Source organism: Pseudomonas sp. S11P7 (genome assembly GCF_023195435.1).
Classification (GTDB): domain Bacteria; phylum Pseudomonadota; class Gammaproteobacteria; order Pseudomonadales; family Pseudomonadaceae; genus Aquipseudomonas; species Aquipseudomonas fluorescens_G.
The window spans coordinates 1,010,934-1,023,599 of sequence record NZ_JALPKS020000002.1; the positions used below are offsets into that span (position 1 = coordinate 1,010,934).

10 protein-coding genes are annotated in these 12,666 nt (G+C 61.1%); 4 read left to right on the forward strand and 6 right to left on the reverse strand.

Annotated features, from left to right (window positions below; all coding sequences use genetic code 11):
* Positions 1 to 68 precede the first annotated feature (68 nt).
* The 3 genes from relA (at position 69) to M0746_RS04695 (ending at position 3,844) form a co-directional block, all read left to right on the forward strand.
* On the forward strand, positions 69 to 2,312 hold the full coding sequence (relA, locus tag M0746_RS04685) for a GTP diphosphokinase (protein WP_258448349.1): 2,244 nt from the start codon (positions 69 to 71) through the stop codon (positions 2,310 to 2,312).
* Positions 2,313 to 2,442: 130 nt separating this feature from the next.
* Positions 2,443 to 3,276 carry a nucleoside triphosphate pyrophosphohydrolase gene (gene mazG / locus M0746_RS04690; RefSeq protein WP_258451436.1) on the forward strand — a complete coding sequence of 278 codons (834 nt, stop codon included), beginning with the start codon at positions 2,443 to 2,445 and terminating at the stop codon, positions 3,274 to 3,276.
* A gap of 25 nt (positions 3,277 to 3,301) precedes the next feature.
* Positions 3,302 to 3,844: a DUF2058 domain-containing protein gene (locus tag M0746_RS04695; protein WP_090285301.1), complete on the forward strand. Its 543-nt coding sequence runs from the start codon at positions 3,302 to 3,304 to the stop codon at positions 3,842 to 3,844.
* Between the two features lie 68 nt (positions 3,845 to 3,912).
* On the opposite strand, the gene M0746_RS04700 is transcribed toward M0746_RS04695, so the two are convergent.
* From M0746_RS04700 to M0746_RS04725, 6 genes are all read right to left on the reverse strand, one after another.
* Positions 3,913 to 4,101, reverse strand: coding sequence for a hypothetical protein (locus M0746_RS04700; RefSeq protein WP_258448350.1), 189 nt, complete (start codon positions 4,099 to 4,101; stop codon positions 3,913 to 3,915).
* Between the two features lie 389 nt (positions 4,102 to 4,490).
* Complete coding sequence (gene fabB, locus M0746_RS04705) at positions 4,491 to 5,711, reverse strand: beta-ketoacyl-ACP synthase I (protein ID WP_090285297.1); 1,221 nt, start codon at positions 5,709 to 5,711, stop codon at positions 4,491 to 4,493.
* An 11-nt stretch (positions 5,712 to 5,722) separates the two neighbouring features.
* Entirely contained in the window at positions 5,723 to 6,238 is a 516-nt protein-coding gene (fabA, locus tag M0746_RS04710; protein WP_003227150.1) for a 3-hydroxyacyl-[acyl-carrier-protein] dehydratase FabA, read from the reverse strand.
* 247 nt (positions 6,239 to 6,485) lie between these two features.
* Entirely contained in the window at positions 6,486 to 8,390 is a 1,905-nt protein-coding gene (locus M0746_RS04715) for an ATP-binding protein (protein ID WP_258448351.1), read from the reverse strand.
* Positions 8,387 to 9,319: an ABC transporter substrate-binding protein gene (locus M0746_RS04720; RefSeq protein WP_258448352.1), complete on the reverse strand. Its 933-nt coding sequence runs from the start codon at positions 9,317 to 9,319 to the stop codon at positions 8,387 to 8,389. The genes M0746_RS04715 and M0746_RS04720 overlap by 4 nt, the downstream gene beginning before the upstream one ends.
* A gap of 1 nt (position 9,320) precedes the next feature.
* Complete coding sequence (locus M0746_RS04725) at positions 9,321 to 11,444, reverse strand: TonB-dependent receptor plug domain-containing protein (protein WP_258448353.1); 2,124 nt, start codon at positions 11,442 to 11,444, stop codon at positions 9,321 to 9,323.
* 196 nt (positions 11,445 to 11,640) lie between these two features.
* Here M0746_RS04725 and M0746_RS04730 point away from each other — a divergent pair, with 196 nt between their 5' ends.
* Positions 11,641 to 12,666, forward strand: a complete 1,026-nt coding sequence (locus tag M0746_RS04730; RefSeq protein WP_090285290.1) for an NAD(P)H-dependent glycerol-3-phosphate dehydrogenase — start codon at positions 11,641 to 11,643, stop codon at positions 12,664 to 12,666.

Below are 12,666 nucleotides of genomic sequence, written 5' to 3' on the forward strand. Positions count from 1 at the left end.
GCGCTACCGGGCGATGAGGATCAGCGATTTGACGCATTGAATCTGCGTCGTAGGGAAGGTAAAGCAGCATGGTACAGGTGAGAGCACACCAGCCGATCAACACCGACGGCAGTATCAATCTCGAGGCTTGGCTCGATCACGCGGTCAGTGTCGATCTGGCACTGGATCGCGAAGCCTTGAAAGAAGCCTGCGAGTTCGCTCGCGAGGCTGAGCAGCAATCCAACGCGAAGAAGAATCTGTGGGCCGAAGGCTCCGGCAGTTTCAGCACCGGTCTGGAAATCGCCGAGATTCTGGCCGACCTCAAGCTCGATCAGGATTCGCTGGTCGCTGCGGTGCTGTATCGCGGCGTGCGCGAGGGCCAGATCGAACTCGCTGCCGTCGGCCAGCGTTTCGGCCCGGTGGTGGCCAAGCTGATCGACGGCGTGCAGCGCATGGCCGCCATCAGCGCCAGCCTCAGCCCGCGCCAGTCGATGGTGATGGGCACGCAAGGGCAGGTAGAGAACCTGCGCAAGATGCTGGTGGCGATGGTCGATGACGTGCGTGTCGCGCTGATCAAACTGGCCGAACGCACCTGCGCGATTCGTGCGGTGAAGACCGCCGACGACGAAAAGCGTAACCGCGTCGCCCGCGAAGTCTTCGACATCTATGCGCCGCTCGCGCACCGCCTCGGCATCGGCCATATCAAATGGGAACTGGAGGACTTGTCCTTCCGTTACCTGGAACCCGATCAATACAAGCAGATCGCCAAGTTGCTCCACGAGCGACGGCTGGACCGCGAGCGTTTCATCGCTGACGTGATGACCCAGCTCAAGGACGAATTGCAGGCCACCGGTGTCGAGGCCGACATCAGCGGGCGAGCCAAACACATCTATTCGATCTGGCGCAAAATGCAGCGCAAGGGTCTGGAATTCAGCCAGATCTACGACGTGCGTGCGGTGCGCGTGCTGGTCCCGGAAATGCGCGATTGCTACACCGCGCTGGGTATCGTCCACACCTTGTGGCGGCACATCCCGAAAGAATTCGATGACTACATCGCCAACCCGAAAGAGAACGGCTACCGCTCGCTGCACACCGCGGTAATCGGCCCGGAAGGCAAGGTCCTCGAGGTACAGATCCGTACGCACTCGATGCACGAAGAGGCCGAGCTCGGCGTCTGCGCGCACTGGCGCTACAAGGGCACCGACGTCAAATCCGGTTCCAGTCACTACGAAGAGAAAATTTCCTGGCTGCGCCAGGTGCTTGAGTGGCACGAAGAGCTGGGCGACATCGGCGGGCTGGCCGAACAGCTGCGCGTCGATATCGAGCCGGACCGGGTCTACATCTTTACCCCTGACGGTCACGCCATCGACTTGCCCAAAGGCGCGACGCCGCTGGACTTCGCCTACCGCGTGCACACCGAGATCGGCCACAACTGCCGTGGCGCGAAGATCAACGGGCGCATCGTCCCGCTCAACTACAGCCTGCAGACCGGTGAGCAGGTCGAGATCATCACCAGCAAGCACGGCACGCCGAGCCGCGACTGGCTGAACTCGAACCTCGGTTACGTCACCACCTCGCGGGCGCGGGCGAAGATCGTGCACTGGTTCAAATTGCAGGCGCGCGACCAGAACGTCGCCGCCGGCAAGACCCTGATCGAGCGCGAACTGACGCGCCTCGGCCTGCCGGCGGTGGACTTCGACAAGCTGGCCGACAAGGCCAACATGAAAACCGCCGAAGACATGTTCGCCGCCCTTGGTGCCGGCGACTTGCGTCTGGCGCAACTGGTCAACCTGGCGCAGCAACTGGTCGAGCCGGAGCGCGGCAACGAACAGCTGGAGCTGATTCCGCGCAAGGCCACCGGCTACAAACCGGGCAAGCGTGGCGACATTCAGATCCAGGGCGTCGGCAACCTGATGACGCAAATGGCCGGCTGCTGCCAGCCGCTGCCGGGCGATGCGATCGTCGGCTACATCACTCAAGGGCGTGGCGTGAGCATTCACCGTCAGGACTGCGCCTCGGTGCTGCAACTGGGCGGGCGCGAACCGGAGCGGATCATCCAGGTCAGCTGGGGGCCGGTGCCGGTGCTCACCTACCCGGTAGACATCGTCATCCGCGCCTACGACCGTTCCGGTCTGCTGCGTGACGTCTCGCAGGTGCTGCTCAACGAGCGCATCAACGTGCTGGCGGTCAACACCCGCTCGAACAAGGAAGACAACACCGCGCTGATGTCGCTGACCATCGAGATCCCGGGCCTGGACGCGCTGGGGCGCTTGCTGGGGCGGATTTCGCAATTGCCGAACATCATCGAAACGCGGCGTAACCGTACCCCGTGAAGATGACTCTGATCCCATGTGGGAGCTGGCTTGCCAGCGATGCAGACAACTCGGTCTCTCAGGATAATCGAGGTGATGCAATCGCTGGCAAGCCAGCTCCCACAGGATTTTGTGGTGAGACAGATAAATGATGTATTCACTTGAAGACCTGCTCCACCTGATGTCCCGCCTGCGCGATCCGCAGTTCGGTTGCCCGTGGGACATCAAGCAGACTTACGCCACCATCGTTCCGCACACCCTCGAAGAAGCCTACGAAGTGGCCGATGCCATCGAGCGCGGTGACTTCGATCATTTGCAGGGCGAACTCGGCGATCTGCTGTTTCAGGTGGTGTATTACAGCCAGTTGGCCAAGGAAGAAGGGCGTTTCGAATTCGCCGGGGTGATCGACAGCATCACCCGCAAGCTGATCCGCCGCCATCCGCACGTATTCCCCACCGGCGACCTGTATGCGCCGCTCGACGTACCGCGTTTGAGTGAAGAACAGGTCAAGCAGCGCTGGGAAGAAATCAAGGCCGAAGAGCGCGCCGAGAAGTCCGTTGCACCGGAGCAATTGTCGTTGCTCGATGATGTACCCGCCGCGCTGCCGTCATTGTCGCGTTCGGCGAAATTGCAGAAGCGCGCCGCGCAGGTCGGTTTCGACTGGCCGGACGCCTTGCCGGTGCTCGACAAGGTGCGTGAAGAGCTCGACGAAGTGCTCGAAGCCATGTCCGAAAACGATCCCGTCGCGGTGGCAGACGAGATCGGCGATCTGCTGTTTACCGTGGTCAATCTGGCGCGGCATCTGAAGGTCGACCCGGAAACCGCCTTGCGTGGCGCCAACGGCAAGTTTGAAAGACGTTTCCGTTTTATCGAACAGGCATTGCGCGACACCCACCGTCCCATGGAAGATTGCACCCTCGAAGAGTTGGACGCCCTCTGGGGCGAAGCCAAACGTCAGGAAAAGAATGTGCCCGGCTGCGGCTGAGCCACTGCCCAAGTGAGTAAGCACCATGAGTATTTCCCTTCGCGATCAGTTGCTCAAAGCAGGCCTGGTCAACCAAAAGCAGGCCAAGCAGGTCAGCAAGGACAAGCAGAAGCAGCAGCGCCTGGCTCACAAGGGTCAGATCGAACTGGATGACTCGCAGCAGCGCGCCGCCCAGGAAGCCATGGCCGAGAAGGTCAAGCGCGACCAGGAGCTGAACCGTCAGGCGAAAGAGAAGGCCGAAGCCAAGGCGCGCGCTGCGCAGGTCAAGCAGTTGATCGAAGTCTCGCGTCTGCCGAAGCTGACCACCGAGGACTACTACAACTTCGTCGACGACAAGAAGGTCAAGCGTATCTCGGTCAACACGCTGATGCGCAACAAGCTCAGCAATGGTTCGCTGGCGATCGTCCACCATAACGGCGGTTACGAAGTGATCCCGCGTGAAGCGGCGCTGAAGATCCAGGAACGTGACCCACAGCGCATCGTCCAGCTCAACGTCAAGACCGAAGAGGTCAGCACCGAGGACGATCCGTACGCGGCTTACCAGATCCCGGATGACCTGATGTGGTAATCCGCTGAAGGCCACAACGACAAACCCCGCTCATGGCGGGGTTTGTCGTTTTCAATGCTGTGGCTGTTTCAGGAGGAGCGGGCGTCGCGTTGTTGTTCCTGGACTTCGAGTTCGGCCTTGTAGTTGTGGGCATCGACTTCGTTGTGGAACATGCCGACCAGCAAGTCTTGTTGATGCACATCCCAGATGCGGATGCCGGCGGCCACGCCTTCGTGGGACATGTGTGAATCGTCGCGTTCAGTTACTTTTACAGTCATCTGCTAGCTCCAAATCTCAGGTTATCTGCAGCAAGGCCTGTGCAGGACTCTGTTATAGGATTTGTTAGCCAGCTAAGTAAACGGCCGATTCGCGCAAGGTGTTGTTGCGTATTTTGCAACAGTGCTGCAGCCCACGTATTCCGCGACATTCGGTCGCAGGGCGTTTGGTTTCATGACAAACGTTTCATCTTCAGCGCGCCGCAAAACCCTGTGGGAGCTGGCTTGCCAGCGATGACGTCGGCACAGTGGGCGTCTTCATTACCTGACACTCCGCTATCGCTGGCAAGCCAGCTCCCACAGGGATCAGAGGTGTGCTGAAGTTTATTGCAGGCCAAAAAAACGCCCCGAACCAGTCGGGGCGTTTTCATGTGCGGCTCAAGCAGGGGGAATTACTTGCCTTCCCAACGCTTCAGCACCAGCGTGGCGTTGGTGCCGCCGAAGCCGAAGCTGTTGCTCATCACGGTGTTGATGGTGGCGTTTTCGCGGGTCTTGGTCAGCACCGGCAGGTCGGCCACTTCAGGGTCCAGCTCGTCGATGTTGGCAGAGCCGGCAATGAAGTTGCCTTCCATCATCAGCATGCAGTAGATCGCTTCGTGAACGCCGGCGGCGCCCAGGGAGTGACCGGACAGGCTCTTGGTCGAGCTGATCGCCGGAGCCTTGTCGCCGAACACTTCACGCACACCTTTCATTTCCGCAACGTCACCGACCGGAGTCGAGGTGCCGTGGGTGTTCAGGTAGTCGATCGGGGTGTCGACGGTGGACAGCGCCTGCTGCATGCAGCGGATCGCGCCTTCGCCACTCGGGGCAACCATGTCGTAGCCGTCGGAGGTCGCGCCGTAGCCGACGATTTCCGCATAGATTTTCGCGCCGCGGGCCAGAGCGTGTTCCAGCTCTTCGACCACGACCATGCCGCCACCGCCAGCGATGACGAAACCGTCACGGTCGGCGTCGTAGGCACGGGAAGCCTGTTCCGGGGTTTCGTTACGCTTGCTGGACAGTGCGCCCATGGCGTCGAACAGGAACGACTGGCTCCAGTGTTCCTCTTCACCGCCGCCGGCAAAGACGATGTCCTGCTTGCCCATCTGGATCTGTTCCATGGCGGTACCGATGCAGTGAGCACTGGTGGCGCAGGCAGATGCGATGGAGTAGTTCAGGCCCTTGATCTTGAACGGGGTGGCCAGGCAAGCGGAAACGGTGCTGCTCATGGTCCGCGTCACGCGGTACGGGCCGACACGCTTCACGCCTTTCTCACGCAGGATGTCCAGCGCTTCCATCTGGTTCAGCGTGGAGGCGCCACCGGAACCGGCGATCAGGCCAGTGCGCGGGTTGGACACTTGCTCTTCGGTCAGGCCGGAGTCAGCAATCGCGTCTTTCATGGCCAGGTAGGCGTAAGCCGCTGCGTGACCGACGAAGCGATAGATCTTGCGATCGATCAGTTCTTCAAGGTTGAGGTCGATGGAGCCGGAAACCTGGCTACGCAGACCCATTTCGGCGTATTCCGGGTTGAACCGGATGCCAGGGCGGCTTGCACGCAGGTTAGCGGAGACGGTCTCTTTGTCATTGCCCAGGCACGAAACGATGCCCAGACCAGTGATAACGACGCGGCGCATGCGAATAACCCTTAGAAGTTGTCAGTGGAGGTGAACACGCCGACGCGAAGGCCTTCGGCGGTGTAGATTTCGCGACCGTCGACAGTCACCGAACCATCGGCGATGGCCAGGTTCAGCTTGCCCTTGAGGACGCGTTTGATATGAATGTTATAGGTGACTTTCTTCGCGGTCGGCAGGACCTGGCCGAAGAACTTCACTTCGCCCGAACCCAGCGCACGGCCGCGGCCCGGCAGGCCTTGCCAGCCGAGGAAGAAACCGACCAGTTGCCACATGGCATCCAGACCCAGGCAGCCCGGCATCACCGGATCGCCTTCGAAGTGGCACGCGAAGAACCACAGGTCAGGGTTGATATCCAGTTCGGCGACCAATTCACCTTTGCCGTACTTGCCGCCTTCTTCGCTGATCAGGGTGATGCGATCCACCATCAGCATGTTCGGGGCGGGCAGTTGCGCGTTACCTGGGCCGAACAGCTCACCGCGACTGCAGCGCAGCAGATCTTCCCGAGTAAAGGCGTTTTGTTTGGTCATGCGAGCTCCTCAATAATCCCATGCGGCAGGTGGGGCAAATCTTCCCGACCGTTCGAAGCGTTCATGCCTCGAACCGGCAGCCTACTCATAGACTATTGCGTTGTGGTGAAAGTCACAGCACCAAGGACATGAATGTACACTTGTGCACTGAAATTTTTATTCAAGCCCCTTTTGGGGCTCGTTCGGGTGCCTAAGACTGCCGCACTTTCGCTTTTCACGCCAGTCGCAGATGGTCGAAAGGCCTACGTTACGACACCCAGCGCTGCAGAATCTGCTGCAGATCATTACGTTTGAACGGCTTCGCCAGATAATCGTTCATCCCCGCCGACAAGCAGGTCTCGCGGTCGCCCTGCAAGGCGTTGGCGGTCAGCGCGATGATCGGCACCTCGCTGCGTCCGGGCAGGCGGCGGATCTGGCGCGTCGCCTCGTAGCCATCAATGATCGGCAAGCGGCAATCCATCAGAATCGCTTCGAAGTCGGCGCCTTCGGCACTGCGCACCGCTTGCGCGCCATCGGTGGCGACGCTGACCGCAAAGCCCAGACTGCGCAGCATCGCTTCGATCACGGTCTGGTTCACCGGGTTGTCTTCGACCAGCAGCACATGCCGACCTTCGCCGTGTTCCTTGCCGTTGAGCGCACGCGGCGCGGCCAGCGGTGGCAAGGCCTGCCTGTACAGCGCCAGGGGGATTTCCAGGGTGAACACCGAGCCGCGACCTTCCTCGCTCTGCGCGCGCAACGTGCCGCCCATGCGCTCGGCCAGAGTGCGCGCGATCGGCAAGCCGAGCCCGGTGCCACCGTAACGCCGCGAGATCGAGCTGTCGGCCTGCTGAAAGGCGTTGAACATCAGTTCCAGGCTTTCGGATGAGATCCCGATGCCGCTGTCGCGTACCGAGCAGGTGAACCACAGCAGTTCATGATCCAGCGATTGCCACTGCGCCTCGATGCTGACGCGGCCCTGTTCGGTGAACTTCAGCGCGTTGCCGACCAGATTGACCAGAATCTGCCGGATCCGCGTCGGATCGCCCTGCACCTGCAGGCCGCGAAGATCGTCCGGGATGCGCAGGTTCAAGGTCAGCCCGCGTTGCGCTGCACTGTGCTGGAACGACTGCGCGCAGGCGCCGATCAGTTCGGCGAGGTTGAACGGAATGTGCTCAAGCTCCAGTTCCGAACGTTCGATGCGCGAGAAATCGAGAATGTCGTTGATGACTTTCAGCAGGTGCTCGGTGGACTCCGAGGCGAGGGCGGCGTATTCGACCTGTTCGGCGGTCATCTCGGTGGTTTCGAGCAATTGCAGCATGCCCAGCACGCCGTTCATGGGCGTGCGCAGTTCATGGCTCATCATCGCCAGAAAATCGGATTTGGCGTTGTTGGCCTTTTCTGCCTCTTCACGGGTCTGGATCAGTTGCGCCATCGCCTGATGCTGTTCGCGGCTGGCTTGTTCCAGCGCTTGGGCGAGGTTGTTGATGTGCTGCGACAGGGCGCCCAGTTCGGTGTCATCGACTATGGGTAGCGGGGCTTTGTAGTCACCGTCCTGAATTGCCTTGACCGCATCGCCGATTTCGCGGATCGGCTGCGACAGACTGCCGGCCAGGCGCCGCGCCAGCACAAACGTAAAGAGCAGGGCGAACAGCGCAAGAATGGCGGCCTTGAGGAGGATTTCCTGTTGGCGCTGACTGAACGCATCGTTGGACAGGCCGACGATCACCCGTCCCAGATAATCTTCGGCGGTTGCGCCGTTGTTGACTTTGCCGTCCTGGAAAAAGTCATTGTGCAAAGCGATCCGTTGCAGGCGTACCGGGGCCTGGAATACTTCGATCTGATGCGGTCGGCGGTGCACATCGGCCGGTTGTTCGACGTAGACCAGAATACGGTTGGCGCTGTCCTGGACTTCGAGAAAGCGCACATTGGGCGTGGCCAGCGTGGCTTTGAGCAGACTTTCCAGCACCTCGTTGTTGCCGGAAATCACTCCGTATTCGGTAGCCGGCGCCAGTTGATTGGCAATCAACTGGCCGGTGTGGGTCAGTTCCTGACGCAGGTCCTGAATGCGCACAAAGGTAAAAAAGCTGATCAACAGCAAGGTCAACAACAACGCCGGGCCCAGGCTGATCAGCTGTGTGCGGGTATTGATGTCCCAACGGCGACGGAAACTCATGGGCGGCGCTCTCCTTCGGCCAGCAGGCTGGCGACAGACACATCATCGGGCGGTTCGATACCCAGAGAACGAGCCACCTGCGCATTACTTGAGACTTTGAAGCGTGCGGGATAGAGCGCTCGCGGCCAACTGGCCGTTGGCTGGTCGAGCAATTGGTCGAGCAGGCTCAGCCAGTCGTGCTGGTCGCTGTAGGTGCTGGCGAGGCTGCCGGCGCGGACGAAAGCGATGTTGGGGCCGACCAGTGCCATCTGCCGCGAGTAGCTGCTGAGCAACAGGTTCTTAGCGGTTTTCGGGCTGTACAGCTCGGGATCGTCGAGGCCGAGCAGCACGTCGCTGTTCTTCAGCACCGCTTGCAACGGGCGGCTGTCGTGGATGTCGTCCCAGCGCTGACTGAACACGTGCAGGCCCAAGGGTTCGGCGGCGAGGTTGAGTTCCCTGAGGAGAAATTCGCTGTGCTCGCCGAACAGCACCCCCACGCGTCGCGCCTGCGGCAGAATTTGCCGGATCAATTGCAATTGGCGGCTCAACGGCGGATCACTCCACAGCAGGCTCAAGCGCGCCGGCTGGCTGCTGCCCAGGCGTTGCCGCGCCTGCAAGCGGCTGATGCGCAACACCAGCGTCGCCGGACCCTGAGGTTCTTGCAGGCGCCAGTCCAGGCTCGGCAGATCCAGCAGAATCAGGCGCAGGCTGGCCGGCAATTTGCCCGGTGCTGGCAGACTGGCCAGTGGCTGGAAACGCACGGTGTCGGTTGGGCGCAACTCGCTCAGCGCCTGGACGAAGGCTTGCACGCCGGGGCTGTCCTCGGCGCCGGTCAACAGAATATCGGCGGCCTGTACCGCCACCCCGTGCAGCCATGCGCTGACAAACAGAAACAGCCCGGCCAGCCAGTGACTCAGGGTCGGCGTCTTCCGTGACCGGCCGTAGCGCATGCTAGAACTCCAGCTCGGCGCTGACATACATGACCCGGCGCTCGTCGTAGTTATTGTCGACGAAGGTGTTCGGTTCATGATCGAGGCGCTGCTGCAACACGCCGGCCAGTTGCAGTTGCGCTTTGCCCAGTGCAATGCGTTTGGCAATGCGCGTGTCGATCCGCTCGAAGCGGTAGCCGTTGAGGGCGTTGTCGCCGTAATAGAAGAGGGAGCTGTTCCAGCCGTGGCCCCAATCGCGCAGCCAGCCGGCCGAGCCGCTGTTGCGTGAGGTGAATTGCTGATCCAGCGGATTGCTCGCTTCGGCATCGACGAAGGCGTAGGTGAAACGCAAACGGTCGGCGCGGCTCAGGCGCCAGTCGAGCTGGCTCTCGGTGCCGCGAAAACGTGAGCGGTTGGCATTGCTGGCAATGTATTGGTTGTTGCGCAGCGGCTCGCTGATCATCCCGGTGATCTCGTCGTAGAACAGCTTCACGTCGAGCGCCAGACCGAGTTCGGCGAAATAACCGTTGTAGCCCAGCTCTCGCGAGCGCATGTGTTCCTGATCGAGATCACCCGGACCGCGGGTTTTGACAAAGTAGCGTGCCGAGGATTGGCCGTAGGCCGAGGGCCGCAGGTTGCTGACCTGATAGCTCCAGTTGACATTGTTCTCGAACATGTCCGGCGAGCGGATCGCCTCTGAGTACACCGCGCGCAGACTGTGGCGCGGGTTGATCAGGTAATTGACGGCGAAGCGCGGGGTCAGCGAATTACCAACCAACCGGGTGTCTTCGAACATCGCACCGCCCTGCAACAGCCAGTGTTCGGTCGCGCGCCATTCCAGTTGGCCGAACGCGCGCCAGGTGGTGTCGTCGAGCGTGCCGTTGAAATAGGTTTGCGAGTCGGCGCGGTCGTAACGGTAGTTCAGGCCGCTGACCAGGCGCAGGCTGTCGGACAGGCTGAGGGTGTCTTGCAGTTCGAGGTCATAGCGTGATTCGCGCGCGCTCTGGTCAATGTCACCGCACAGGGTTCTGCTTGCGCCGTTGCGCCATTGCTCAAGCACCTGATTGGCCAGCGCCATTTCCTGTGGTGTGCCGGGAGCCGCGCCGGGGCCGGTGAAACGGGTGATGTTGCGCGCCAGCCGCTCGGTGTAATTGGGGTTGAGTTGCCACAATTGCGTCAACTCGGGGCTGAACGACACCTCGGCATCGCAGGCGCGCCAGGTTTGCTGACGGTCCCAGTGTTGCGCCGAGCCCTGGACATACAGGCTGTGCTGCGGGTTGATATCAAGATTCCAGCGCACCGAGCCGGCGTAATCCTTGGCAACCACGTCGGAATTGTTACCGGCGGCAGTAATCCCCGAGAACACCGGTTGGTAGGTATAAGGCCGTTGATTGGTGCCGTCCTTGGCGTTGAGTTGCCAGTCGAGGCTCTGGTCGTCGCTGAGGGTGTGACTGACAGCGAGGCTCAGGCGATTCAAGCGGCGGCTGTCGCGGTAATCGGCGCCGCTACGGTCGCTGTCGAAGCCGTCGTCCTCCTGGCCGGACAACGACAGGCGCAAGTCGCCGCCATTCCAGCCGCTGCCCTGGCTGGCATAAAAGTCATTGATGCCGCGCTGACCTCGGGTGTACTTCAGCCGGGTGCCGTGGCTGTCTGCCGGGTGGCGGGTAATGATGTTGATCACCGCCATCAGCGCATTGGCGCCATAGCTGACGGTATTCGGGCCGCGAAAGACTTCGACGCGCTCGATATCTTCGAGGGCGACCGGAATGTCGCTCCAGTCCACCGTGGCCAGCCCGGCGCGGTACACCGAACGGCCATCGATCAGCACCTGCATGCGCCGCGCCTCGCTGGCGTTGGTCCCGTGATAATTGACCGCGGCCTGGTTGCCGCTGATGTTGCCGACCATCATGCCCGGCACCAGGCGCAGCAGTTCGCTGATGTCGCGGGCGCCGCTGGCGTTGATCAGTTCGTTGTCGAGTACGGTCATGCTGCCGGGCACTTGCGCCGGGGTTTGTTTCAGGCGCGTGGCCGTCAGCACTTGCGGCAGTGCTTCGCTGTCGACGAACAGGTCATCCGCCTGCACGGCAGGGCAGACCAGCAGCGCCAGCAACAGGGATGAACGCGATGGAAGAGAACCGGCGGACACGACACAGCCTTGAAAGCGAAGAATTGGCGCGCATGTTAACCGAGGGCAGCGACTTTTCCAGTCACGTTGCAGGCATTTTCCTAGGTTTTATTGGTCTTCTTCCTACAACTGTCGGTAATTGTTGCTGGGGCTGGCCGCGACCGGGTCGCCCCGTATAATGCCGCCATCGCCACTGGTATGGATTAACGGATTGCATATGACTGAACAGCGCCCGATTGCGGTCCTGGGAGGCGGAAGTTTTGGTACCGCCGTGGCCAATCTGCTGGCCGAAAACGGCCATCAAGTCCGGCAGTGGATGCGTGACCCCGAGCAGGCCGAAGCCATCCGGGTCAATCGCGAAAACCCGCGTTACCTCAAAGGCATCAAGATTCTCCCGGGGGTGACCGCGGTCACCGACCTGCAGGAAACCCTCGACGCCTGTGATTTGTGCTTTGTCGCGCTGCCCTCCAGTGCGTTGCGCACGGTGCTTGCCGCCCACGCCGAGCGGTTGAGTGGCAAGATGCTGGTCAGCCTGACCAAAGGCATCGAAGCGCAGACCTTCAAGCTGATGAGCCAGATTCTCGAAGAAATCGCTCCGCAAGCGCGCATCGGCGTGTTGTCCGGGCCGAACCTGGCCCGAGAAATCGCCGAACATGCGCTGACCGCCACGGTGGTAGCCAGCGAGGATGAAGAACTGTGCAAAGCGGTGCAGGCCGCGCTGCACGGCCGTACTTTCCGGGTTTACGCCAGCGCCGATCGGTTCGGCGTCGAACTGGGCGGGGCGTTGAAAAACGTTTACGCGATCATTGCCGGCATGGCCGTGGCGCTGGAGATGGGCGAAAACACCAAGAGCATGCTGATCACCCGCGCGCTGGCGGAAATGACCCGCTTTGCGGTGAATCAGGGTGCCAATCCGATGACCTTCCTCGGGCTTGCCGGTGTCGGCGATCTGATCGTCACCTGTTCATCACCGAAGAGCCGCAACTATCAGGTCGGTTTCGCTCTCGGTCAGGGCTTGAGCCTCGATGAAGCGGTGTCGCGTCTGGGTGAAGTCGCCGAAGGGGTCAATACCCTGAAAGTGCTCAAGGCCAAGTCGCAGGAAGTTGGCGTCTATATGCCGCTGGTCGCCGGGCTGCATGCAATCCTGTTCGAGGGCCGCACGCTGGAGCAGGTGATCGGTCTACTGATGCGCGCCGAGCCGAAAACCGACGTCGACTTCATCTCCACCAGCGGTTTCAACTGA